A 22526-nucleotide genomic window follows, 5' to 3' on the forward strand; every position below is an offset into this window, starting at 1 on the left:
GCTGGGTCTGCTTCAGAATTTGAGTTTGACTCGGCGTTTGCCTCGTGAGCGGCTCTAGACTTGTTCAGCCCTTGTTTGGCAACTCCAATACTACTTCAAGTCTAATGGAGCGGAGCGAAGAATCTCCTCATATCACAGGAGACCCTTCACTATGTTCAGGATGACATTTGATTTTTCGCAAGTATAGCACGAACGCTATGATGGATTTATACTTGGCGGCATGCTCACCATCGAACAAGTGGATACAAACAACAAACGGCAAGTAAAACGTTTCGTGGAGTTTTATTACGACCTCTACCGCGATTGCAAACAATGGGTGCCGCCTCTTTTTCTCGACGCCTACCTGCCTCTCAATCGCAAGAAACATCCCTTCTTCAGCCACTCCGAAGCGGATTTCTTCCTCGCCGTTCGCGACGGCGAAGTGGTGGGACGAATCTGCGCCGCGAATAACAAGCCCTTCAACGACTATCACAAGACGAAGAAAGCGCACTTCTACGCCTTCGATTCCATTGACGACCTTGAGGTTGCCCGCGCCCTCTTCGACTCGGTCCGCGCCTGGGCAAAAGAGCGCGGACTCGACACGCTGATCGGTCCAAAGGGACTCTCTCCGTTCGACGGCTATGGGATTCAGATCGAAGGCTTCGAGCATCGCCAGATGATGACGATGATGAATTACAACTACGATTACTATCCCAAACTGATGGAATCTCTCGGCTTCGAAAAAGAAGTGGATTTTGTTTCGTGCTACCTGCCCGCTCACCAGTTCAAAATTCCCGAACGAGTCGAAAGCATCGCCAAACGCGTGATCGAACGCGGCGCGTTGACAGTTAAAAAGTTCAAGAGCAAGCGCGAGTTGATCAAATGGGCGCCGCGCATCGGCGAAGCATATAACAAGGCGTTCATCCACAACTGGGAGTATTATCCGTTCTCGCCCGGCGACATCCAATACGCGGTGGATAACATTTTCCTCGTCGCTGATCCGCGCCTCATCAAAGTTATTTTGGATGGCGAAAAGATCGTCGGCTTCCTCTTCGCCTTCCCCGATGTCTCCGCCGCGTTTCAACGCGCGAAGGGAAAACTCTTCCCGTTCGGCATCTTCGACCTTCTGCTCGAAATGAAACGCACGAAAACGGTCTCAGGCAACGGCATGGGCATCCTGCCGGAATATCAGGGACGAGGCGGAAATGCTTTGCTGTATTACGAAATGGGGAAAACAGTCTTGGGCTTCAACCAGTTCGAAAACGTCGAAATGACTCAGGTGGCTGAAACCACCGAACAAATGCGCGCCGATTTGAAGAACTTGAATGGGGTGGAGTACAAAAATCACCGGGTCTATCGCAAGGCGATTTGAGTTACCCCAGTTGCAATTTCACTTCATTCCCCATCACAACTGTTTTTTCGCCGCTATCGAAAACGCCTAGAGGCAGGATCACGTGGAATTGACTGCCGGGGAAATTTTCCTCATCGTAGCCTTTGCTCTCCACCCAGATGCGCCCGCCATGCGCCTCGACAATGCCTTTGGATAATGCCAATCCCAGCCCGGCGCCGCTCCCTTTGAAGCGCGACTTGCTCGTGGAATGTTTGAGCAGTTCGCCGGGTTGATAAAACTTGCTGAAAATGATCTCGCGCGAATCGGGATCTACGCCCACGCCGGTGTCGCTGACCACGATCTCGAGTCCGCCGTTGGGCATGTCTGCCGTACTGGGGGAGATTTGCCGCGCCTCGATGTTGATCTTCCCTTGATCTGGCGTGAATTTGATGGCATTAGTCAGCAGGTGCTGAAAAAGCTTGAGCAGAAGGTTTGGGTCTGCCTTGACCATGGGCAGGTTGGGAATGTCCAGTGTCAGTGTTTGTTCGCGTTCCTTGAGCGATTTTTCGGAGCCGTTCACCACGTTGCGGATCAAATCGCCGGTATCCACCGAAGTGAGGTGGAGTTGCAGAGTGCGCGAGTCGATTTGCGCGATATCGAACATCGAGTCCATGATCTCGTGCAGGCGTTTCGTGCCTTTGGAAATATTTTTCAACATGGAATGGCTGGGCAAAGGCAGGGAGGTATCTTCGAGCAGCATTTCGGTGTAGCCGATGATCGTTGTCAGCGGGGTGCGGAGTTCGTGCGAGGCGATGCTGATGAAATCGGATTTGGTCTGGTCGAGGCGCTCGAGGTCGCGGTTGGCTTTATCGAGGTTGCGATATGCCTGCCGCAGTTCGGTGTTGACCACCACCAGGTTATCGACGAGACGGGCGTTTTCGAGCGCCACCGCCGTCTGGTTCGATAACGCCGAAAGGGTGACGAGGTCTTCTTCCGTATAGCGCGTGCCGCTGATCTTTGCGCCGAGGGCAAACAGCCCGATCCACTCGCGCTTGGAAAAGATCGGGAGATACACCTCCGCTTCGAGATGATTGAACCATTCCCGCTCGGGCTGAGAAACCGACCGAAAAGCCGGGAGCAGGTCCAAGTCGTATTGAAGAAGCGGGCGGCCCTCCACCACGAGGTATTTCGTCACCGGGTGTTCGCTTCCCAGTGTGGTGATCCGAATCTGCCGCTCGCCCTTGTTGCGGACGGCTCGCAGGCGGTAATTCTTCTCGCCGTTCGGCGTGATATCGGGATCTACAAGAAAGAGGAAGCCGCGCGAAATGTCCATCGCCTCGATGATGAGCCCCACGGCGACATTGGCGAGCCTCTGCATATCGAGGATGTTGCTGATCTGTTCGCTGTAGGCGTGGAGCGTGCGGCTGGCGTCGTATTCCTGCAAGTTGAACCAGTTGTTGACGAGCCGCCGCACGCTGGTCAGCAACGGGGTGAAGATCAACGCCAACACAAGCGCGATCCCCGCGCCGACGACGAGCGGGTTGTAATTCGGCAGAGCATTGAACACCGATTGCGAGGCAGTCGCGCCAGCGACATAAAAGATCAGGATCACCAACGTGGTGATAACGTACGTAAGCACCCGCCGCGCAACATTCCGCAAGTCTGGCGGATCGTGGGTAACAATGATGAGCGCGCCGAGCATAGCCGCGCACAAACGCGCCGGGTTGCCGGGTATGGGCATCCCGAAAAACAGCAAACCATCGTTGAGCGCAATCAGCAGAAACGCCGGCGTCCAGTAATTCAGGCGGTTGCGGAGCAGGGGCTGGCGCGAGCGGTCATGCGCAATACGCACAACCACAAAAGCCCCAGCAGTAAATACCAACCAGCCATACCCTGCCCAGATCGACGCGAGCCGGTCGAAGGTGACAACGAGCGCGCCGTTCGTCCAAACCACTTCGCCGAAACGGAACAGGTTGAAGAGGATGGCAAAAAAGCCAAGCAGCCAGACGCCTCCCACGATCAGCCAGTTGCGAGAATTCCGTCGCACAAAATACAGGATGGCGATCAGGGCAATGAAGGAAAGGATGAATGCGCCGAACGCCTGCAGGTCGATTGCGCTCCGTTCGCCGAGCGCCAATTGCCCCCCGCGTATCAGTCCCTCTACAACGGTCAGGAGCAGGTTGATGATAACGTATACCGAAAAGAATACGGCGGCGGTCTCTTGCCCGGCGCGCTTGCGTAACAACAACGAAAGCACAGGCAGGTGCAATGCCGCTGCGATCATCAATAAGACCATCTCGAAAATTTGGGGTGACATTGAGCAAAAGTATACTCGAAATCATTTTTCGAGGTTATCATTGCCCCATGCGCCTAACAAAACTGTCGCGTGATCATTATCATTTTTCATCGGATTTCTTCCGCGACGACGGCCGCGTCCACTTTGGGGATTTCTCCTCCGCGCGGAAGTTTGCGGCGCAGGCAACAGCGCTTCGTTCGGACCCTCTGCCTGCTTCAGACCTTTATGCTTTATCCCTCATTGACGAGGCTTTGCGCGCCCTCGTGAAGCGGTTCGCCCCTCCGCCGGTGATGAACACAGCGGTCAACTCTGCGAGCGAGCAAGTCGGTGAGGATTCAATTGACCGCACGCAAAAAAAATTCGTCGCAGAGTTTCCGCCTGAAAGCGTGTATCTCGGCGAGCAACAAGTTGATGACTATCTCGCCAAACTCACGAACGGACGAGTCAAGTCGGTCGAAGAGTTGATCTACGTCTTCACGCACAACGCCAACCCGGCAGTGAGTCCCATGCTCGAACTCGTGGACGATGCTCCGCTTGAACCGACCGCTTACAAGAATCTGATCGCCGCGCTCGATTCGTTCTTTGCCCAAATTGTAAAAGATAACGCGAATATTCCAGGCTCGACCGAATCGTTGTTTGAAATCCTGCGCGCGCCTGCCGAAGCCTTCCCTGATTCGCTTGAAGGGCAGTTGCAGTTCATCCTCGAAAAGTGGGGCGGACTACTCGGCGACGAGTTTGTCTCTCGTCTCTTGCGCGGCATGGACTTTTTACGCGAAGAGACTCTCCGTCATCACCTCGCTCACGGCGATTTCAAAGCGGATATCCCCGTCGCAACCTATTCGGGCGGCGACTATGCCGAATACGAAAGATACAGTCCCGACAAAGACTGGATGCCGCGATTAATCCTCATCGCGAAAAATTCCTATGTGTGGCTCGAACAACTCTCGCGCAAGTATGGTCGCTGGATAAAAACTCTCGACCAAATCCCCGATGAAGAACTCGACATTCTCCGTGATCGCGGCTTCACGGGTTTGTGGCTCATCGGTCTGTGGGCACGGAGCCGCGCCAGTCAACGAATCAAACAACGCATGGGCGATGCGGACGCAGTCGCTTCGGCGTATTCACTTTATTCGTATGATATTGCCGAAGACCTCGGAGGCTGGGGAGCATTGGAGAATTTGCGAACTCGCGCGTGGCAGAGAGGTATTCGCCTGTCCGCCGATATGGTCCCCAATCACATGGGCATCGACTCGAAGTGGGTGAGCGAGCATCCCGATTGGTTCCTGTCGCTTCCGTATTCGCCATATCCTTCGTATTCGTTCAAATCCGAAAATTTGTCCGACGATATTCGCGTGGGAATTTATCTCGAAGATCATTACTACAACAAGACCGATGCGGCGGTCGTCTTTCAACGCCGCGACCATTTTACGGGCGACGTGCGTTACATCTATCACGGCAACGACGGCACGTCCTTTCCGTGGAACGACACAGCGCAACTCGATTACACCAAAGCCGAAGTGCGCGAGGCGATCATCCAAACCATTTTGCATGTGGCGCGCAATTTTCCCGTCATCCGTTTCGACGCGGCGATGACGTTGGCGAAGAAACACATTCAACGATTATGGTTCCCCGAACCCGGCTCAGGCGGCGCGATCCCCTCACGGGCAGAGCGAGGCATGACGAGGTCCGAATTTGACGCGTTGATCCCGCAGGAGTTTTGGCGCGAGGTCGTGGACCGTGTCGCGGCGGAAGTCCCAGACACGCTACTCCTCGCCGAAGCGTTTTGGCTGCTCGAGGGATATTTCGTCCGCACGCTGGGGATGCACCGCGTGTACAACTCCGCGTTCATGCACATGCTGCGCGACGAAGACAACGCCAAATATCGCGCCGCGATCAAGAACACGCTGGAGTTCGACCCGCAAATTCTCAAGCGGTACGTCAACTTCATGAACAACCCCGATGAAAAAACCGCCATCGAACAATTCGGCGACGGCGATAAATATTTTGGGATCGCAACTGTGCTGTCCACGTTGCCTGGCTTGCCGATGTTCGGGCACGGACAGGTTGAAGGCTTCCGCGAAAAATATGGGATGGAGTTTCGCAAACCGAAATGGGATGAGACACCGAATGACGCGCTCATCGCTGGTCACGATTGGAAGATCTTCCCGCTTCTTCACCGCCGCTATCTGTTCGCCGACGTGGAAAATTTCTTCCTCTTCGACCTCTTCACCGCCAGCGGTCACGTGGACGAAAATGTTTTTGCCTACTCAAACATATTTCAAGATGAACGCGGACTCGTCCTCTATCACAACCGCTTCGCCGACACCAAAGGCTGGATCAAAACCTGCGCCGCCTATCTCGATAAGTCTACTGGCGACTTGCGCCAAAAATCTTTAGCCGAAGCGCTGGGACTTCCATTCGAAGGCTACGTTATTTTCAAAGATTACGTTACACACTTGGAATACATCCGCTCATGTGAAGAACTTTGGAGCAAGGGACTGTACGTTGAACTGCACGCGTACCAGCATCACGTGTTTATGGATTTTCAGTTCGTGGAAAGTGGCGAGTGGAAAGTGATTTGCGACGCGTTGAATGGCGCGGGCGTGGAGTCTATGTCCGCGAAGTGGGAGGAGATGTTTGGCGTGAAGGATGAAGGTGGAAGGATGAAGGATGAAGAAAGAGGAAAGAAGAAAGAATCCGCGAAGGTGAAGAAACCGAGGAAGAAAGTAGAGAATGGAAAGAAGGCGAAAGCTAGTAAGACTAAATCCGCCGCGAAAAAGTTAGTGAAGAAAAAGGCGGTTGTCAAGAAGAAGCTTGTGGCGAAGAAGGCTATGGCGAAGAAATCTTCTGCGAAGGCGAGTAAGTCAACGCCGAAATCAGTGAAACAGGTTCTGAAGAAAGCAGTGAAGAAAAAATCAAAGAGTAAATAACTCTGCGTGTTACAGCGGCAGAAATACAACTTGATTTTTCAAATCTTCCGTTTCCCCACTTTTGGCGATAATTTCAAGGTCATGGATACAAAGTCCTATCGTCACCCTCAATTGATGCCCATAAATCACGCCTGAAAATTCAATCCCCTCCCGTTGACATTTCGCCGCCTCTGTTAGCAAGTCGTCGTCTTGTGTGAATAAGACCCGCCCCAATTCGTTTACTCGTTTCAGTAATTCATCATCGTCGAGTTGGTCGGCGCCATCCTCATGCGCCGTAACCACATCTACGCCCCGCAAACGCAAACCAACCGTGATCGCTATTGGAACATGGTGATCCATGTATAGCGACACAGTCATTAGATCAGCCCTTTGTCCTTCAGTCGTTTAATTAATGGCGAGGCGGGAGTTGATTTCTGAACTTTGTCAACTTTTTCGATTCGCTTTTCAATGTCGCCATCCAATTCGTCGCGATGATCCCAATAATACGCGAGCGCGGAATAGATCTGCCCCAGCGTCAATTGCGGGAACTGGATGTGCAATTCCTCCGCGCTCCAGCCATATGCTGCCTGCGCAAGGACGAGTTCCACCACCTTCATTGTTGTCCCTGAAATGAGAGGCACACGTGAGTCGCTCAAAACTACATGCTCGTAACGGGTTTCTGCTAACATGGCTAACTCCTGCCCCAATCATACACGATTTTTAGTGAACAGCTCTCTTCCTTTGATCCGTACGCATGCGGTCAATTGCGCCAGACCGGGGTCGGTGTATTCCGTGTTGCCGATGATGAGTGCGAATTTTCCGCTCAATTTATCCTTTTGATGCTACACGGATCATTTCAGGTTTCTAAAAGTAATTTCCTTGTAATTATCAAGGGTGATGATACCTTGATTTGCCTGCACATAAAAAATCCAGTCCGACTCAATCCATGTCGAGTCTTTTTCCTCTCGAAGAAATAGAATATCCGATGGGTTAGCTGGATCCCAAACAGCCACAACAAACTGCGCATCTGTTATAATTGCCATTAATAGCGAATACCCCGTATCTGCATTGAGCGAAATATTCCCTGACAGAGGGGTACTTTGAATGAGTTGATCCCCATCATACTCGTTTGTCAGAATAGAGTTGTCGCCGATGAAAATGCCAAACCGTCTGTACGATTCGTTGCCAAAATCGCCCTGCTCGAAAAACGCTTCAAAAAGCGCATCGTTTGTATATTTGAAATCAACGATAATTCCCTCGCCGTCCTTAAAGTTCTTTTTCCGAGAAACCCCGTCCCAGTTTTCAGTGCCGATGATTTCCAATACACCGTTGTTAATTGCTCCACCGGAAAAAGTTGAACCCGTTACAAGAGGATTATCAAAACCATCAAAATATGAAACTTCTGAATTAATCAAGGATTCCAAGAGGTGGGGGTATGCTGGAAAATTTTGGATGATAGGACTTACGACCGCGGTAGGTGTTTGAAAATTTCCTTCGCTAGGAATGGGTGTGACGGAAACCGAGTCTGTGCTCGTTTGGGGTGGGGATGCAAATAATGAGAATATTCTATTACTGACCCAAAGCGCGCTGATTGCGAAACCGCAAAGTATTAGGAAAATTCCTGTTGGTATTACCCATGACTTGCTTGATGTTGATTTTTTGGATGATAAGCGGAGAGATTCAGATTCGCTAATTCTTGATTCAAGTTCCTCTTTCTCCTGTAACAATTTTTCCTGCCTGCTCTGTATCATTTTCAATCGTTCATGATGCAGGACTCGAAGTTCTTCGGTCCGTGTCTTTTTGTCGCCAACGGGAACATATTGCCGAAGAATGATTTCACCTTGTTCCTTGTATGACCATTTTCCCGGTGTCTGTTTTGTGGTTATGTTGAGAACTTGCTCATAAGCAAAATCGTACAATTCGTCAACAGTGATGTTCCCGTCGCGGTTTCTGTCGGCTTCGCCTTCAAGCCCCCGGATAAGAAAATGGGTGAACAGCGAATTTTCCGTTTCGCCGATGGCCTTGTCTCCTTCCCATGCGAACTGGGTGGAGTCGCTAGCTGTCAAAACTACACGACCATACCCATTCCCTTCAAAAGCGGATGATGTCCCAATACTTGCGCCGGTAGCTGCTTTTGTCCCTTGTTGGAACGCGCCGCTATTGCAGCAGTCAAGGATGAGTACTTGCCGTTTGGAACGACTTTGGTCCATGGACTCTCGTACATAGTCTGATTTAATCGCCGTAGATCTCAAACGAGAACGATTTGTATTTTTTACCGCAAGATACAACGAACCATACTCGTCTCGTACGCCATGACCTGAAAAATATAGCACAAGCAAATCATCTGGTCTTTTAAGATAATAGAGACTGTCAATCGCTTCACGGATTGCAGACTCTGTTTGATTGAATAAAACATTGACTTCATCGAATTTACAAAGACTTTTGTCCTTCAACACGCGCGCAAAATCCTCCGTGTCCTTGCCCGGCGCGGTCAGTTGCGCCAGACCGGGGTCGGTATATTCCGTGTTGCCGATGATGAGGGCGAATTTTCCGCTCATGGGTTCCTCAGGGCAAATATTTCATTACTTGATTACTTTTAGCCAATACAAAATTCTAGAAAGTAAAGCGCCTGCTGGAAGGCCGTACACACCTCCAAATGCAAGCAAGTCATATGGCAAAGATCCTTCTTGACTCTTGGCAATACCTACAACAATGAAACCGCCGATCATCAATGGGATAGTCCATCTGTGTGGAAACGCTATTAATCCAGCCAGACCGCAAGCGACTAACAAGATAATGTGTGGAACATCTAAATAAAAGGTGGAATATGCGTAGGCAAAGTTGTAGGTGGTTTCATTGACTATCCCGTATATTATTCCGAACAATATTCCAAGGATTAATCCAACCAGTACGCCTAGTAGGCTTCGTCCCTTCCATGAAAGAAGAAATACCTTGTGTTTCTCTATGAATTCAGCGATGGTCCATTTGCCTGCGAACTCTTCTTGTGCTGTTTCTTTAGGTGCTTTTAGAAGTTGCCGACCCAAAACGTAACCGCCGATTGCGCCCGAAATTGCCCAGGCGAGTCCCCATCCAGCCGCTTTGCCGATGTAATAATTGAACAAAAACCCATCAGCATAATAAATCCACTTACCGATTGTCCAGCCGACCGCGCTTGAAATTGCCCAGAACAATATCAACCACAGCATGTCTTTCCAACGCGAGCGTAATTTTTCAATACCAAGCGTGCCCGCCAACGCGATCAGAATCCCGATCGTATCTCCAACTACCGCAATGGGCGCCGCCGTGATCATGCTCGTATCTGCCCAACCGATTATCCCGCCGATGACCCAGATAAAAGTTACCAGATAAATATTTTTCTCGCTGGGAAGGATATCTCGGGCTCGCAGGATAATTGTAGTTACGTAGCCACCGATCCCCCAACTGACGATACCGACCAATGGCGTGCTGAATTCGTCCACTGCCCAGAAAACTGTCCTACTAATCGCCCCGGCAACGACCCAGCCCAAAGTGATCCATAAGATCGCTTGCTGATTCGAAATGGATGAGTTTATTATCTCAGGCTCAGGCTTCGAAAGTTCTTTCTTGGCATCAAGGATTCGTGCCACTGATGGTTTGACTTTTTCCTTCTCCAGACGTTCCGCTTCCATGACGCGTTTGTGGATGACGTTCTGCGCCTCTTCCGTTATTCTGTCTGATTCTTCATCTTTGGCTTTTTTCTCGCCCTCGCGCACGGACTCCAACGCCCCCGCCGCCGCACGCTGGACTTGACGGCTGTCATCCTCTTCGGCGATTCTTTCCAACGCCTCTCGCGCGGATCGTGCCAGCCCAAGATTTTTTCCGTTCAATAATTTCGTCAGTTGTTGCACCGCGCCGAGACGAATATCTGAAAATGGATTCTCAATCGAGTCCAACAGGGGAGTGGGCAACGGCACCGACTTGATCTCTTCGACGGATATATTTTGGCGAAGAATGATCTCGCCCTGTTGCTTGCTCGAAAACTTCGACGGGGTTTGTTTCGGTGTCGCATGTTTTACTTTTTCATACGCGTAATCGTACAACTCATCAACAGTGATTCTTCCATCGCCGTCTATATCTGCTTCGCCTTCGAGTCCCTCGACGAGGAAGTGAGTGAAAAGCGAGTTGTCCGTCTCACCAATGACTCTATCGCCTTCCCATGCGAATTGAGTCGAGTCGCTGGCGGTGAGAATGATGCGACCATATCCGCCCTCGAACGCGGTTGCCGTGCCAACGCTCACGCCCGTCGCGGCTTTTGTCCCTTGCTGGAACGCGCCGCTGTTGCAACAATCCAAAACGAGGACTTGCCGCCTCGACCGCGATTGATCCATCACCTCGCGGATGTAGTCAGACTTGATCGCCGTTGATCTCAATCGTGAACGGATCGTATTTTTGACCGCCAGATACAACGAACCAAGTTCATCTCGCACACCGTGACCCGAAAAATACAAAACGAGTAAATCATCGGGTTTCTTTTGGTCGAAGAATTCGTCAATCGCTTCGATAATGGAAGAGGAAACCTGATTCAGCAAAACTTTTACATCGTCAAACTCGCAGAGACCTTTGTCCTTCAACACGCGCGCAAAATCTTCCGCGTCCTTGCCGGGCGCGGTGAGTTGAGCCAACCCCGGGTCGGCGTAGTCCGTGTTGCCGATGACCAAGGCGTATTTGGCGCTCATTTTTTCTTGCTTTTCTTTTGGAACGTGGAGAGAAACTTATCGAATTCTTCGGGCGAGCCTTCGAACTCAAACCCCTTGCCCTTGAACTTCACCGTGCGACCCTGTCCGCGCATGACCCAGGCTTGCACCATCGCGATCAGACTCGGCGCGGCGGCGGGCAACACTTCCAGCGCCAACATGCCGACGGTCACCAAATCGCCTTTGGTTCCCTTCGGGGCGGCTCCCGAGGAGACTAAATCTGCCGACAGTGCGTCACTTCCCCTCAATTCGTTCAGCAAATTTCGGGTGATTTCGTCGAGGTCTTCTTCGCTTATATTCTTCGCGCCGACTTCGATCTCAAATTTGATTGGCTGGTCAGTCGTCATATGGGCTCCACCTGTAAGCTTGAATTCCGACACCGATGCTCCAATTATAGGCTAAAATCCATTAATTGAAACACTCAAATTTTGGTAAGGTTGTTCAGAGGAGCAGGCAAGCAAAGAGAATATTCGATGTACAAGCAACTTCCTAAATTCAAGAACGAGGAAGAAGAGCGCCGATTTTGGGCTAAAAATGATTCCAGCGATCTGATCGATTGGAAGAAGGCTCAACGCGCCGTTTTCCCCAATCTGAAGCCCACCTTGAAATCTATTTCTTTGCGCCTGCCCGAATCGATGATCGCTGAACTGCGCCAACTGGCGAATGAACGCGACGTGCCATATCAATCATTGATCAAGCATTTTCTTCGGGAAAGCATCAATAACGAATATTCGGTGAAGAGACCGAAAGCATAACTCCCCCAGAGTGTAAACTTACCCTACTTCGGGGCGAGGCGGATAGTTCGGCGATTCGCGGCGGAACTCGTAATTTTCCATCACGGCTTCGATGATGCGTTTCTGTTCGTCGGTCACAAGCTCGAACTCAAACCCGATGTTGAAGAATTCAGGGCTGAGGTCTTGTTGGCACCACGCAACGCGGACCGGCAAAGCCATGCGCGTGGCAGAGACATTCGGCAATTCGGGTAGTTGGATCGAGGCGGTCAATTTTGTGTCCAGCGGCATTGGCTCGTCGCCGATCACCATTGCCCCCAGCAGGTTCAGGTCGCCGAGGTAGCCGATGAGCCTGCCTTCGTATAGATCGAAGACCTGCGAATACGACATCAAATTCTTGCGCGGTTGTTTGCGTCTCTCTTGCATGGGGGTAGTGTACTTGAACTAACTTCAACAGACATTGCACTCGCATCTTAAATTTATCGGGCAGGCCGTCCCCCAGGTTTCACCGCGCGCGACAACACCTCCCTAAAAACCTGCGGGACTGTTAAAATTGAATTATGCGATGGATATACCTTTCCCCTCACCTTGACGACGCCGTCTTTTCCGCGGGCGGTTTGATCTACGAACAAACTCAAGCAGGCGTCCCAGTTGAAATCTGGACGATCATGTGCGGCGACCCGCGCCTCACCGAGTATTCTCAATTCGCGCAAAGGCTTCACCAAATTTGGGGATTCTCCTCCGCGGAAGAAACTGTCCGCAAGCGGCGGATGGAAGATACGCTCGCCGCCTCCATCGTCGGCGCGAAGGCGATCCACTTCGATTTTCTCGATTGCATCTACCGCCGCGACAAAAATGGGGATTGGCTTTACCCCTCTGAAATCTTCGGCGCGATTCACCCAGCGGATGCGGATTACCCCGCGCAGATCGCCTCTGCCATTTCCGCCCGCCTCAACCCCGACGATGTGCTGGTCTGCCAACTTGGGCTTGGCTCGCACGTCGACCACGTGCTCGTGCGGCAAGCCGCGGAACTTTTGGGCAAACCCCTCCGTTATGACATTGACGTTCCATACTGGTGCTACAAACCACACGAACTGGAGGCAAAAGCGGCTGGGATGGTCGAGGAAACTGTCAGGATAACTGAACCCAGCCTCACCCGTTGGATCGAAGCGTCGCTCGCTTATACATCCCAATTTCCCGCGCTCGGAGACCAGTTCGATACCCCCGAAAACGTGACCAAATCCATCCGAAATTACTGGGCTGAGCGGCAGGGAATCCGTTTATTGCAATATGATTAGACCGTTGCGACGTACTTGTATTGCCTAAAAAACCATGATATAGTATGCCCGCTTTTTGGGAAACACCAACTGAATCGGCTCTCCCTTGCTTTGTCCCGCGATGCGGGACAAAATTCATAATAGCAGGAATTAAAGATGCCTAACAACAATTTCTTAACTAAAGAAGGTTACCAGAAGCTTCAAGACGAATTGGATTATTTGCGAACCGCCAAACGGCAGGAAGTCGCCAATCGTCTGCACGAAGCCATGGAAGGTGGGGAACTCATTGAAAATGCCGAATACGAAGCCGCCAAGAACGAGCAGGCTTTCGTGGAAGGGCGCATTCAGGAACTCGATTTGTTGCTCGCCACCGCCAAGATCATCGAGGATAACGGCAAGAAAAAAGGCGACGTGGTGCACCTCGGTTCGAAGGTGACGATCAAAGAGGGCAACTTCGAGGCGGAGACGTTTGCCATCGTCGGCGCGGCGGAAGCCAACCCGCGCGAGGGGAAGATCTCGAACGAGTCGCCCATCGGGAAAGCCATCTTGAATCGCAAGGTGGGCGATATTGTCAAAGTCGAAACGCCCGGCGGCACATATAATGTTAAAATCCTGAAAGTCGGATAGACTCAGGAGCGACAGAAACACAATGCCCCGCGTCTTTCGCGGGGTTTTTTTTATTTATTGACCGCGAAAACCTTAGCCACGGATTTCACGAATTTACGCGGATTTTATTAATAAATCAGTGATAATCCGCGAAATCCGTGGCAGAGAATTTGATCGACTCGCGCGTGGTGTAAAATCAGGAATCATTATGACCGAATATACCCAACTCGAAAAAGTCCGTTTGCAGAAACTTGAGGAGCTACGCGCTGAGGGCTTGGAGCCGTTCCCCACGCGCGCCAAGCGGACGCACCTCAGCGCGGAAGCGATTGCCGAATTTGAATCTGCTGAAAAAGATGGCAAGGAAGTCCGAGCCGTGCTCGCGGGTCGCATCCGCGCGATGCGGACGATGGGCAAAATTTCGTTCGCGCACATCGAGGACGGCGCGGGCAAAGTGCAGTTATTCCTCCGCGCAAACGAAGTGGGCAAAGAGCGACTCGACCTTTTCAACAAGATGTTCGACCTCGGCGACTTCGTTCAAGCGGAGGGGGTGATGTTCCGCACAAAAAGCGGAGAGGTCACGCTTCACGTCCACGATTTTCATTTGCTCGCCAAAGCGGTGAGTCCGTTACCCGCCGCAAAGGACGAGACTCTCGAAGATGGGACCGTTGTCCGTCATGCCGCGTTGGAGCATCCCGAATTGCGCGCGCGACAACGTTACGCAGACCTGGCGGTGAATCCCGATGTCCGCGAGACGTTCCGCAAACGCGCGGCGATCATTAAGTCGTTGCGCGAATTTTTGGATGGCAAAGGTTTTCTCGAAGTCGAGACTCCAATCCTCCAACCGTTGTACGGCGGAGCGGCGGCGCGTCCGTTCGTGACACATCACAACGAACTCGAACAAGATATGTATCTACGCATCTCGTTCGAGTTATATTTGAAACGACTGCTCGTCGGCAACTTGGAAAAAGTCTACGAGATCGGGCGCGACTTCCGCAACGAAGGAGTCTCGTTCAAGCACAACCCCGAATTTACGCAACTCGAATTCTATTGGGCATACGCGGACTATCTGCAAGTGATGGAACTGACCGAGCAAATGGTTTCGTTCACGGCTCAGCAAGTCCTTGGCACGATGAAGATCAAGTACAAAGAAAATGAAATTGATTTAACCCCGCCATGGAAACGACTCGAAATGCGCGAGGGCATTAAACAAACCAGCGGCATAGACATTGCCGAGCATAAATCCGCTGAGGAGTTGTTCAAGGCGATCAAAGCGAAGCACCCGAACAAGACTCCCGATCCGAAAGCGACGCGCGGCAAGTTGATCGACTTCCTGCTCAGCGATTTCCTCGAACCCACGTTAATCCAGCCGACGTTCTTGTACAACTATCCGCGCGATATTTCCCCGCTGGCGAAGTCCATCCCTGGCGATGCGCTGACTGTCGAGCGGTTCGAGGGATACGTCGCGGGTTTCGAGTTGTGCAACGCCTTCACCGAGTTGAACGATCCGCTCGATCAGGAACAACGCTTCGTCGAAATGGGACGCGATTACGCGGAGGGCGACGACGAGAAACATCCGCTCGATGAGGATTACCTCCGCGCCATGCGCTACGGTATGCCTCCCAACGGCGGATTTGGCATGGGCGTGGATCGTCTCGCCATGTTGCTGCTCGACAAACATTCCATCCGCGAGGTGCTGTTGTTCCCCGCGTTGAGGAAGGAAGAATAGCAAAGAGCTTAAACACGAAGGACACAAAGTACACAAAGTGGAAAAGTGTGAATTTCACAAAGATTTCCTTCGTGATCTTGGTGTCCTTTGTGTTGAAAAAGGTTTTTCGTTAAAAATAGGAGAGCATGTTTATAGCTTACCTTACGCAGAACGTCCCGTAGGATTGGTTGAATCAATGGAGTTCTGCGAGAAAACCTGCGGGACGGTGCGTAACATCAGTTTATAAAAGGAGTTCACCATGCCAAACCTACAACCTCACCAAGCGCAAAAGATCCACGAACTGATCGACGCCAGCCAGATTCTCATGGCGATCCAAGTCTACCGCGAAGCGACGGGCGTCAGCCTTGCGGAGGCAAAACAAGCGGTGGAACAAATGGCACGGATGGAAGCGGCAAGACCTCCCTCCGATTCGCGCAACTTCGACAATCCCGTGCTTGAAAGTAAGATTCGGTCATTGCTCGGCAAAGGGAAGAAGATCGAAGCGGTAAAGATCTACCGCGAAGAATATGGTGTCGGATTAAAAGAAGCAAAAGACGCGGTGGATCGCATCGAAGCCACCATGCCACGCGATTCGGGAAGCAACATGCCTTATGAATCCGCGATTGGGAATGATCCGTTCGCTAGAGACGATGGAAGCGGCAAGAATGTTGTCTTGCTCTTTGCGGCGATTTTGGGAGTGATTGCCTGTGGAATAGCGGTTGTTGTATTTTTACTCGGAGGAAGTTAATGTCAAAAAAGATGTTGTTCATTAGCGACGCTGTCGCCATTGCGCTGGTCACGTTTGCGGGATTTGCCTTTCACGGCGAGACAGACGCATCCATCCTGCCGCGTTTTCTGTTGAGTTATGTTCCGCTCACCGTTGCGTGGTTCATCATCGCCCCGCTGCTTGGACTATACCAACCAGAGATCACATCCAACCCCAAACAACTGTGGCGACCCGCGCTGGCGATGATCTTCGCCGCGCCGCTCGCGGCTCTCTCGCGCGCCAACATCCTCGGCTCGATGGTGATTCCCGTTTTTGCAAACGTCCTCGCCGCCACATCCGCGTTGGGGATGGTAGTGTGGCGGGGGATTTATCTTTTTATGAAAACAAAAAGGGCGGACACGTAGGTCTACCCCTACTTTCCACTTTCCTCTTTCTTCTTTCCCGTCCCGAAATGATAAAATAATCTCGACGCTAATCGTAAATCGTCAATCTGAAATCGTAAATCGTATGAACGAACAAGCCCTCATCACCGACGCGCAAGGCGGAAACCTCGACGCCTTCAACACGCTCATCTTGCATTATCAAGACAGCGTGTTCAACACCGCCCTCCGCATCCTCGGCGACGAAGACCAAGCCGCCGACGCCTCGCAAGAGGCGTTCATCTCCGCGTTCAAAAGCATCGCATCGTTTCGCGGCGGATCGTTCAAAGCGTGGCTCATGCGCACCGTCACCAACGCGTGCTACGACGAACTGCGCCGACAAAAACGCCGACCCACAACTCCGCTCGAACCCGACACCAACGACGGCGACGAAATGGATTCCCCGCGCTGGCTCGCCGACCCGAACATGACTCCCGCACAGCAAGCCGAAGCCGACGAAGTCGAACACGCGATCCAGCACTGCCTCGATAACCTCCCGCTCGAATTCAAAACTGTCGTCGTAATGGCAGACATTCAAGGCATGGACTACACCGAAGTCGCCGCCACCGTTCGCGTGCCGCTCGGCACCATCAAGAGTCGCCTCGCCCGCGCACGCTTAAGATTACGTGAGTGCCTGCAAGGCTTCGCGGAACTTTTGCCCGCATCGTATCGTCTTGAAAGCGGTGTTGCACAATGAATGACCGCGATCTCGAACTCCTCTCTTCTTATTTAGATGGACAACTGACTCCATCCGATTCAGCGCGACTGGAATCACGCCTCAAATCCGACGGGGGACTTGCCTCAACCCTCGACGATTTACGCGCCGCCCGAACCCTTCTCCGCCAACTCCCCAAGCGACGCGCTCCTCGCAACTTCACGCTCACGCGCAAAATGGTGGGATTGAATCCGCCGCTTCCGCGTTCGTATCCCGCGTTTCGATTCGCGACAGTCGTTGCCACATTATTGTTCTTCTTCACATTTGGAATCAACACATTCGCTCCACAACTCGCGCAGATTTCCCCATTTGGAACGGGAGGCGGCGCGCCAGAAATTTTTTCCGCCGCACCCGCCGCCGCGACAGAAGCGCCCGTGTTTGCTGAAGCCGCCGCGACCGAAGCGCCAGCGACCGAAGCCCCAGCCGCGACGGAAGCTCCTCTTCAATCTTCATCCGATCTTGCGCCTCTGCCAACCATGATGCCTTCATTGGAAGATTCTGCGCGCGTGGCGGAAACCCCGATGACAAAGATCGGAGAGGCAGAGAATGCTGGGGATGTGGATCAGCCTCAAGTCGCGAATGAACCGACGCGTCCCGCGCCGATCATTCCATCCATGTGGCAATCCGCGTTTGCAGTGATCGCAATCCTGAGCGCATCCTTGATGGCGTTATTACGTCGAAGCGCGTCCAATCGTTGGAAGTAAATATGGAGTTGGACAGCTTGCTGTCCGATTTTTTATGTCAACCTCCGAATTCAATTTCTGCCCGCGTTGTGGCGCGTCGGTGATGCCCGTCGAAAAGTTTGGACGTGTGCGCCCCGTTTGCCCGCAATGCGGGTGGATTCATTATGTAGACCCGAAGGTCGCCGCGGCGGCGTTGATCGTGGATGATGGGCGCGTGCTGTTGGTGCGGCGCGTCAACGAACCGCATCGCGGACTGTGGACTCTGCCCGCAGGGTTTGTGGACGGCGGCGAAGACCCAGCCGAAGCGGCGGCGCGTGAATGTTTGGAAGAGACAGGCTTGCGCGTGCGCGTGACGCGCGTGTTCGACATCGTGTCGGGGCGCGAGCATCCGCGCGGCGCGGACTTTGTCATCGTGTATGTTGCCGAAGTTCTCGGCGGCGACATGAAACCCGACGACGACGCGGATGCGGTTGAGTGGTTCGATAAAACTAATTTGCCGCCGCTCGCTTTTCGCGCGACTCAAAAAGTGCTACAATCTTTTTATGCTTGATGTTCGCCCGTCTCCGATCGCTGGGACTTGGTATGAGGGGAATGCAAAGAATTTGGCTCGTGTCGTTGATGAATATTTGAATAACGCGCAATTGCCTGAGTTGAATGGGGAGGTGGTGGCAGTCATCGCGCCGCACGCGGGGCATCGCTATTCGGGCGCGGTGGCTGGGTTTGGATTCGCAACAGTTCGAAATTTGCAATTCGATTTAGTTGTGGTCATTTCTCCATTCCATAACTTATCAAATTATCCATTGCTCACAACCACCCACGACGCGTATGGTACTCCGCTTGGAAATATTGAAGTGGATAAATCCGCGCTGGCGGAGTTATCTTCGCATCTCGATATTCCCATCACTCCAATTCGCGCCGATAAAGAACATTCGCTTGAAATTGAACTTCCATTTTTACAACGTGCATTGACAGGTGAATTCAAACTCTTGCCCATCATGATCCGCGCGCAAGAAGTAGATGTGGCAAAGAAACTCGGTCTTGCGCTTGCACAAGTTTTGAGAAACAAAAACGCTCTGCTCGTCGCCTCCACCGACCTCTCCCACTTTTACGACCAAACCACCGCGAACATGCTCGACGCCGAAATGCTCAAGCGGTTCGAGTCGTTCGACCCCGAATCCATTTTTGAAGCGGAACACACAGGCAAAGCCTTCGCCTGCGGACATGCCGCCGTCGCCGCCGCGTTGTGGGCATCGCGCGAGTTGGGCGCGAACAAAGTGCAAATTTTACGTCACGCCACCTCAGGCGATGTGACGGGAGATTTCACGTCCGTTGTGGGGTATGGGGCGGGGGTGGTTTTGAAGGGATAACTCTCTGTGCTATACTTGCAAACGAAGAAAGACGAGTCGAAATGGCAACCGCAACATTTACTGGAACCATCCCATTGAAAGTTGATAAAGACGGCGTGATCCGCGTCAGCAAAACGCGCGTGACACTGGATACAATCGTTGCCGCGTTTCTCGAAGGCTTGACCGCCGAAGAGATCGCGGTTCAGTATCCCGTTGTCCCCTTGGCAGATGTGTACTCTGTGATCGGTTATTACCTGCATCAGAAAAGCAAAGTTCAGGAGTATCTCAAACGCCGCGAAAAATTTGCCCTAGAAGTGCGGAAACAAAATGAAGAACGCTTCAATCAATCAGGGATTCGAGAGCGGTTGTTAGCGAGACGACAAACAATTTGATGGATTATCATTCGTAATCTGAATTTTCATCAAATAAGTTGTATTGTTCTTGCTCTTCTTTTATAAATTGTCCCCCAAAATTTTTTGATAATCCTATAAACTGTTCCAGTGGAACTTTTCGAATTGCTTTGCGCAGATGTTTCTCCACTTCATTGTCGTTCATACGAAGTAGATCGTGTCTGAATCCAATAGTTTTGTTTAATACTTGGGCAACTTGCTTGGGCCAATAGCCCGCACTCATCTGAATGATTGTCCCTTGCACCTCTTCAGCCATGCGTTCTATTCTGCTGTTTGCTCCGATGCGGTCAACAAGAATGATAGTTGCCATAAAAAATTTTGAGCGACCCAATGAAATTTCTCTTTCAAAGCGTGTTACCTTGTCTAAAGAGATTTCAGGATTTCCTCTCCCAATGAAGCCAATGTCAAATCGTACGCCTTTACCTAATTCGTAGAGCAACGTTGCGTCACTTTCTCGTTTTTCATTTCTTGAAGAAAGCCAAAATACTTTTTCGTACTCTTGTGGGGGAGGCGTAGTGTGTTTGAAGCCTAAAATATGAAGAAGAGAGCCAAGTACCAATTTCTCAAATAGTTTGCCATAAGCAGATTTTTCTGACCCGCGAATTGCAAGTGTTTGCGCTCCGATGGTATTCAGAAGGTAGGTCATCCAAAGCCAATTGATTTGAGCTTTTTGATTTCCATTGATTGTAATTTCGCCACGCAGTGATCCCTTCTCTGTTTTTCTTGTGCCGATAACTTCGTCGCAAATCTGAATATATCTATCCCTGTATTCTGCAATTGCCTCGGGATCATCCCTCAAAACATTTTGAAATGCTTTATCCGTCAACCCAAGAATCCATTGAGCCAGCCATCTTTCGGCTTTGGATAAATTCCCTTTAGAAAGAATGTCAGTAGCGATTTTCGGAAGCTGATTGATAAAGTCTTTGGAGTTTGCCGAACCTCTAATAAATAATTCCATTGTTGCTAAATTCAATGTGGCGATTCTGCGCCGCGTCAACGCTTCGGTTGAATCTCGCAAGTTCTTACCTGTGAGAATATCTAGCACAACACCGCGAACAACGTCCAAGCCTATTTGCTCAACAAGTTGACTTCCGCTTGCTGATAGTAAGTCTAAATCAGCAGGCGAGATTAAGTCAGTTAGGGCATTTAGCGGTTTTTTGTTTTTAGGCATGTAAACCCTCAAAATAACATATTGCCAGAGTCAATTGGTGCGCAGTTGATCGTATGAATTTGCTTTGCTTCTTTACCAAGCCAAGATTTTGCTTCTTCTTGAATAATTGAAATATATTTTGGATTTTGTTCAAGTAATACAAATCGTCGGTGAAGTTTGACGGCGGCTTTTCCGACTGTGCCAATTCCAGCAAACGGGTCAAGTACGACGTCGCCTTTGAATGAATAATATTTGATTACCCTTTCTGCCAATTCGACGGGAAAAATGGCAGGGTGTCTGTGATCATGAGCGGGAGTGATCTTCCAAATATTAGTGCGATCATAACCATCGCCAACTTTTGACGCTTTCACAGTTTCTTTGTCTGGATGAGCGCGGATATTCCAATCAATTAGTTTTTCGGTATGCTTTCGGTATACCAAAATGTATTCTGTGACGGGAACAGGTTTGTATTGCAATGGATTTCTATCCGCTGCAAATCTCCTGCCGCGACCTGTTGCCCAGCCCGCGCCTTCTGGTTTTTCCCAAACGATATCGTCAATAAAGTCATAGCCTTCGTCGATGAATAATCTGTGCATATCAAAAGGCACCGCAATTCTGCGCGAGGCTTCATTGCGGCTTGCTCGACGTACAAGCACGGGGGAAATGTTCATTACAAAGAAACATCCTTCTGCCAAAACCCGATGCGCGTTTTGAATGACCTTTCGGATTTTTAGAAGATATTCTTCGTAAGTAACATAGTCGGTGTATTCTGGACGGGCATTGTAATAAGGCGGCGAAGTGAAAATTAAGTTAACGCTGCCTGCTGGAAGTTCTTGCAATAACTCTTCGCTGTCGCCCTGTGCGATTGTATTTCTCAGAGATGACAAAACGTAGCTACCATTTTGTTTCTTTGATTTAGTTTTTTTATGACCGTTTCGTCCGAGTAGACGTGATTCAAGAACTTCTGTGTTTGTGGATTTGTCTTCAACGATTAAAGAAGTATAGGCGTCAATTACCACTTCGCCAATTCGGTCATTTGATGTTTTCCCCACAAGCGGTACGCGCCAAATGTGATAACGATCGTCAACCTCTGGTAAACCAAAATCAATTGCTTTTTCTAATTTTGCTCGTTCAAGCCAAAAAGTAGCAACCTTCTTGGCAGATTTTACGTCCAAAACATTGTATTTTCTTTTTGTGGCAACCGTAGATTTCGTAAGCATGAATTTATTTTACCATTGGAGAACTTGCAGGAATGTGTTGATAAAGCAATTCATCCATTTCCGCAAACTTGTCAGCGTGTTCGATGGTAATGCTGACAATAAACCCTTGATCGTCAAGATCAATGTAGAGATTTTCGTTTAATTCCCAAGTCTCAACAGATGGATTTTTGGACAATTCCACTATTGCTGTGTCTGTTGCTTCAAAGTGCTTGATACGCATAGTCTTTGCCTAGTACTGAGCATACAGCCAAACCCTTCTTCCCGCAAGACTCCTGAAATTTCAAGATAAA

Annotated in this window: 23 protein-coding genes; 13 read left to right on the top strand and 10 right to left on the bottom strand. The window is 50.8% G+C overall.

Annotation, left to right across the window (positions count from 1 at the left end; genetic code table 11):
* The first annotated feature begins 220 nt into the window (after window positions 1–220).
* Complete coding sequence (locus tag AC16KF_RS04190) at window positions 221–1351, top strand: GNAT family N-acetyltransferase (RefSeq protein ID WP_484036044.1); 1131 nt, start codon at window positions 221–223, stop codon at window positions 1349–1351.
* 1 nt (window position 1352) lies between these two features.
* Here the strand turns inward: AC16KF_RS04190 and AC16KF_RS04195 are convergent, their stop codons facing one another.
* Window positions 1353–3626, bottom strand: coding sequence for a GAF domain-containing sensor histidine kinase (locus AC16KF_RS04195; RefSeq protein ID WP_484036045.1), 2274 nt, complete (start codon window positions 3624–3626; stop codon window positions 1353–1355).
* Between the two features lie 47 nt (window positions 3627–3673).
* Here AC16KF_RS04195 and AC16KF_RS04200 point away from each other — a divergent pair, with 47 nt between their 5' ends.
* Window positions 3674–6535, top strand: coding sequence for an alpha-amylase family glycosyl hydrolase (locus tag AC16KF_RS04200; RefSeq protein WP_484036046.1), 2862 nt, complete (start codon window positions 3674–3676; stop codon window positions 6533–6535).
* 9 nt (window positions 6536–6544) lie between these two features.
* Here AC16KF_RS04200 and AC16KF_RS04205 read toward each other — a convergent pair whose 3' ends face one another.
* From AC16KF_RS04205 to AC16KF_RS04225, 5 genes are all read right to left on the bottom strand, one after another.
* Window positions 6545–6892, bottom strand: coding sequence for a DUF5615 family PIN-like protein (locus AC16KF_RS04205; RefSeq protein WP_484036047.1), 348 nt, complete (start codon window positions 6890–6892; stop codon window positions 6545–6547).
* A complete protein-coding gene (locus tag AC16KF_RS04210; RefSeq protein WP_484036048.1) occupies window positions 6892–7203 on the bottom strand; it encodes a DUF433 domain-containing protein in 312 nt (103 codons plus the stop codon). Before AC16KF_RS04210 ends, AC16KF_RS04205 begins: the two co-directional genes overlap by 1 nt.
* A gap of 162 nt (window positions 7204–7365) precedes the next feature.
* Window positions 7366–9072, bottom strand: a complete 1707-nt coding sequence (locus AC16KF_RS04215) for a caspase family protein (protein ID WP_484036049.1) — start codon at window positions 9070–9072, stop codon at window positions 7366–7368.
* Between the two features lie 24 nt (window positions 9073–9096).
* Window positions 9097–11229 carry a caspase, EACC1-associated type gene (locus tag AC16KF_RS04220; protein WP_484036050.1) on the bottom strand — a complete coding sequence of 711 codons (2133 nt, stop codon included), beginning with the start codon at window positions 11227–11229 and terminating at the stop codon, window positions 9097–9099.
* Window positions 11226–11594 carry a hypothetical protein gene (locus AC16KF_RS04225; RefSeq protein ID WP_484036051.1) on the bottom strand — a complete coding sequence of 123 codons (369 nt, stop codon included), beginning with the start codon at window positions 11592–11594 and terminating at the stop codon, window positions 11226–11228. Before AC16KF_RS04225 ends, AC16KF_RS04220 begins: the two co-directional genes overlap by 4 nt.
* Window positions 11595–11720: 126 nt before the next feature.
* Between AC16KF_RS04225 and AC16KF_RS04230 the strand changes: the two genes are divergently transcribed.
* Complete coding sequence (locus tag AC16KF_RS04230) at window positions 11721–12002, top strand: BrnA antitoxin family protein (protein ID WP_484036052.1); 282 nt, start codon at window positions 11721–11723, stop codon at window positions 12000–12002.
* Window positions 12003–12020: 18 nt separating this feature from the next.
* On the opposite strand, the gene AC16KF_RS04235 is transcribed toward AC16KF_RS04230, so the two are convergent.
* Window positions 12021–12404 (bottom strand): PilZ domain-containing protein, encoded by a 384-nt coding sequence (locus AC16KF_RS04235; RefSeq protein ID WP_484036053.1) that lies wholly within the window; start codon window positions 12402–12404, stop codon window positions 12021–12023.
* Between the two features lie 134 nt (window positions 12405–12538).
* Here AC16KF_RS04235 and AC16KF_RS04240 point away from each other — a divergent pair, with 134 nt between their 5' ends.
* The 10 genes from AC16KF_RS04240 (at window position 12539) to AC16KF_RS04285 (ending at window position 19848) form a co-directional block, all read left to right on the top strand.
* Complete coding sequence (locus AC16KF_RS04240; protein ID WP_484036054.1) at window positions 12539–13276, top strand: PIG-L deacetylase family protein; 738 nt, start codon at window positions 12539–12541, stop codon at window positions 13274–13276.
* A gap of 135 nt (window positions 13277–13411) precedes the next feature.
* On the top strand, window positions 13412–13882 hold the full coding sequence (greA, locus tag AC16KF_RS04245; RefSeq protein WP_484036055.1) for a transcription elongation factor GreA: 471 nt from the start codon (window positions 13412–13414) through the stop codon (window positions 13880–13882).
* A gap of 187 nt (window positions 13883–14069) precedes the next feature.
* On the top strand, window positions 14070–15587 hold the full coding sequence (gene lysS / locus AC16KF_RS04250) for a lysine--tRNA ligase (protein WP_484036056.1): 1518 nt from the start codon (window positions 14070–14072) through the stop codon (window positions 15585–15587).
* A gap of 238 nt (window positions 15588–15825) precedes the next feature.
* A complete protein-coding gene (locus AC16KF_RS04255; RefSeq protein WP_484036057.1) occupies window positions 15826–16314 on the top strand; it encodes a hypothetical protein in 489 nt (162 codons plus the stop codon).
* Window positions 16314–16697 carry a DUF3054 family protein gene (locus AC16KF_RS04260; RefSeq protein WP_484036058.1) on the top strand — a complete coding sequence of 128 codons (384 nt, stop codon included), beginning with the start codon at window positions 16314–16316 and terminating at the stop codon, window positions 16695–16697. Before AC16KF_RS04255 ends, AC16KF_RS04260 begins: the two co-directional genes overlap by 1 nt.
* A 103-nt stretch (window positions 16698–16800) precedes the next feature.
* Window positions 16801–17409, top strand: coding sequence for an RNA polymerase sigma factor (locus AC16KF_RS04265; RefSeq protein WP_484036059.1), 609 nt, complete (start codon window positions 16801–16803; stop codon window positions 17407–17409).
* Window positions 17406–18131 (top strand): hypothetical protein, encoded by a 726-nt coding sequence (locus AC16KF_RS04270; protein WP_484036060.1) that lies wholly within the window; start codon window positions 17406–17408, stop codon window positions 18129–18131. Before AC16KF_RS04265 ends, AC16KF_RS04270 begins: the two co-directional genes overlap by 4 nt.
* Before the next feature lie 34 nt (window positions 18132–18165).
* Complete coding sequence (locus AC16KF_RS04275; protein WP_484036061.1) at window positions 18166–18660, top strand: NUDIX hydrolase; 495 nt, start codon at window positions 18166–18168, stop codon at window positions 18658–18660.
* A complete protein-coding gene (gene amrB / locus AC16KF_RS04280) occupies window positions 18653–19477 on the top strand; it encodes an AmmeMemoRadiSam system protein B (RefSeq protein ID WP_484036062.1) in 825 nt (274 codons plus the stop codon). Before AC16KF_RS04275 ends, amrB begins: the two co-directional genes overlap by 8 nt.
* Window positions 19478–19518: 41 nt before the next feature.
* Window positions 19519–19848, top strand: coding sequence for a DUF433 domain-containing protein (locus AC16KF_RS04285; protein ID WP_484036063.1), 330 nt, complete (start codon window positions 19519–19521; stop codon window positions 19846–19848).
* 7 nt (window positions 19849–19855) lie between these two features.
* Here AC16KF_RS04285 and AC16KF_RS04290 read toward each other — a convergent pair whose 3' ends face one another.
* From AC16KF_RS04290 to AC16KF_RS04300, 3 genes are read right to left on the bottom strand one after another with little or no spacing between them, the layout of a single operon-like run.
* Window positions 19856–21037 carry a CfrBI family restriction endonuclease gene (locus AC16KF_RS04290; protein WP_484036064.1) on the bottom strand — a complete coding sequence of 394 codons (1182 nt, stop codon included), beginning with the start codon at window positions 21035–21037 and terminating at the stop codon, window positions 19856–19858.
* A gap of 8 nt (window positions 21038–21045) precedes the next feature.
* Window positions 21046–22236 (bottom strand): DNA-methyltransferase, encoded by a 1191-nt coding sequence (locus tag AC16KF_RS04295; RefSeq protein ID WP_484036065.1) that lies wholly within the window; start codon window positions 22234–22236, stop codon window positions 21046–21048.
* 4 nt (window positions 22237–22240) lie between these two features.
* On the bottom strand, window positions 22241–22456 hold the full coding sequence (locus AC16KF_RS04300) for a DUF2283 domain-containing protein (RefSeq protein ID WP_484036066.1): 216 nt from the start codon (window positions 22454–22456) through the stop codon (window positions 22241–22243).
* Window positions 22457–22526: the final 70 nt, after the last annotated feature.

Source organism: Candidatus Defluviilinea gracilis (assembly GCF_057138825.1).

Bases quoted from the DNA above. Each gene is read 5' to 3' on its own strand.
- AC16KF_RS04270 (WP_484036060.1), top strand. From the start codon at position 17,406: ATGAATGACCGCGATCTCGAACTCCTCTCTTCTTATTTAGATGGACAA.
- AC16KF_RS04225 (WP_484036051.1), bottom strand. From the start codon at position 11,594: ATGACGACTGACCAGCCAATCAAATTTGAGATCGAAGTCGGCGCGAAG.
- AC16KF_RS04200 (WP_484036046.1), top strand. From the start codon at position 3,674: ATGCGCCTAACAAAACTGTCGCGTGATCATTATCATTTTTCATCGGAT.
- greA (WP_484036055.1), top strand. From the start codon at position 13,412: ATGCCTAACAACAATTTCTTAACTAAAGAAGGTTACCAGAAGCTTCAA.
- AC16KF_RS04195 (WP_484036045.1), bottom strand. From the start codon at position 3,626: ATGTCACCCCAAATTTTCGAGATGGTCTTATTGATGATCGCAGCGGCA.
- AC16KF_RS04295 (WP_484036065.1), bottom strand. From the start codon at position 22,236: ATGCTTACGAAATCTACGGTTGCCACAAAAAGAAAATACAATGTTTTG.
- lysS (WP_484036056.1), top strand. From the start codon at position 14,070: ATGACCGAATATACCCAACTCGAAAAAGTCCGTTTGCAGAAACTTGAG.
- AC16KF_RS04190 (WP_484036044.1), top strand. From the start codon at position 221: ATGCTCACCATCGAACAAGTGGATACAAACAACAAACGGCAAGTAAAA.
- AC16KF_RS04230 (WP_484036052.1), top strand. From the start codon at position 11,721: ATGTACAAGCAACTTCCTAAATTCAAGAACGAGGAAGAAGAGCGCCGA.
- AC16KF_RS04255 (WP_484036057.1), top strand. From the start codon at position 15,826: ATGCCAAACCTACAACCTCACCAAGCGCAAAAGATCCACGAACTGATC.
- AC16KF_RS04220 (WP_484036050.1), bottom strand. From the start codon at position 11,229: ATGAGCGCCAAATACGCCTTGGTCATCGGCAACACGGACTACGCCGAC.
- AC16KF_RS04260 (WP_484036058.1), top strand. From the start codon at position 16,314: ATGTCAAAAAAGATGTTGTTCATTAGCGACGCTGTCGCCATTGCGCTG.
- AC16KF_RS04285 (WP_484036063.1), top strand. From the start codon at position 19,519: ATGGCAACCGCAACATTTACTGGAACCATCCCATTGAAAGTTGATAAA.
- AC16KF_RS04215 (WP_484036049.1), bottom strand. From the start codon at position 9,072: ATGAGCGGAAAATTCGCCCTCATCATCGGCAACACGGAATATACCGAC.
- AC16KF_RS04290 (WP_484036064.1), bottom strand. From the start codon at position 21,037: ATGCCTAAAAACAAAAAACCGCTAAATGCCCTAACTGACTTAATCTCG.
- AC16KF_RS04275 (WP_484036061.1), top strand. From the start codon at position 18,166: ATGTCAACCTCCGAATTCAATTTCTGCCCGCGTTGTGGCGCGTCGGTG.
- AC16KF_RS04235 (WP_484036053.1), bottom strand. From the start codon at position 12,404: ATGCAAGAGAGACGCAAACAACCGCGCAAGAATTTGATGTCGTATTCG.
- AC16KF_RS04265 (WP_484036059.1), top strand. From the start codon at position 16,801: ATGAACGAACAAGCCCTCATCACCGACGCGCAAGGCGGAAACCTCGAC.
- AC16KF_RS04300 (WP_484036066.1), bottom strand. From the start codon at position 22,456: ATGCGTATCAAGCACTTTGAAGCAACAGACACAGCAATAGTGGAATTG.
- AC16KF_RS04205 (WP_484036047.1), bottom strand. From the start codon at position 6,892: ATGACTGTGTCGCTATACATGGATCACCATGTTCCAATAGCGATCACG.
- AC16KF_RS04210 (WP_484036048.1), bottom strand. From the start codon at position 7,203: ATGTTAGCAGAAACCCGTTACGAGCATGTAGTTTTGAGCGACTCACGT.
- amrB (WP_484036062.1), top strand. From the start codon at position 18,653: ATGCTTGATGTTCGCCCGTCTCCGATCGCTGGGACTTGGTATGAGGGG.
- AC16KF_RS04240 (WP_484036054.1), top strand. From the start codon at position 12,539: ATGCGATGGATATACCTTTCCCCTCACCTTGACGACGCCGTCTTTTCC.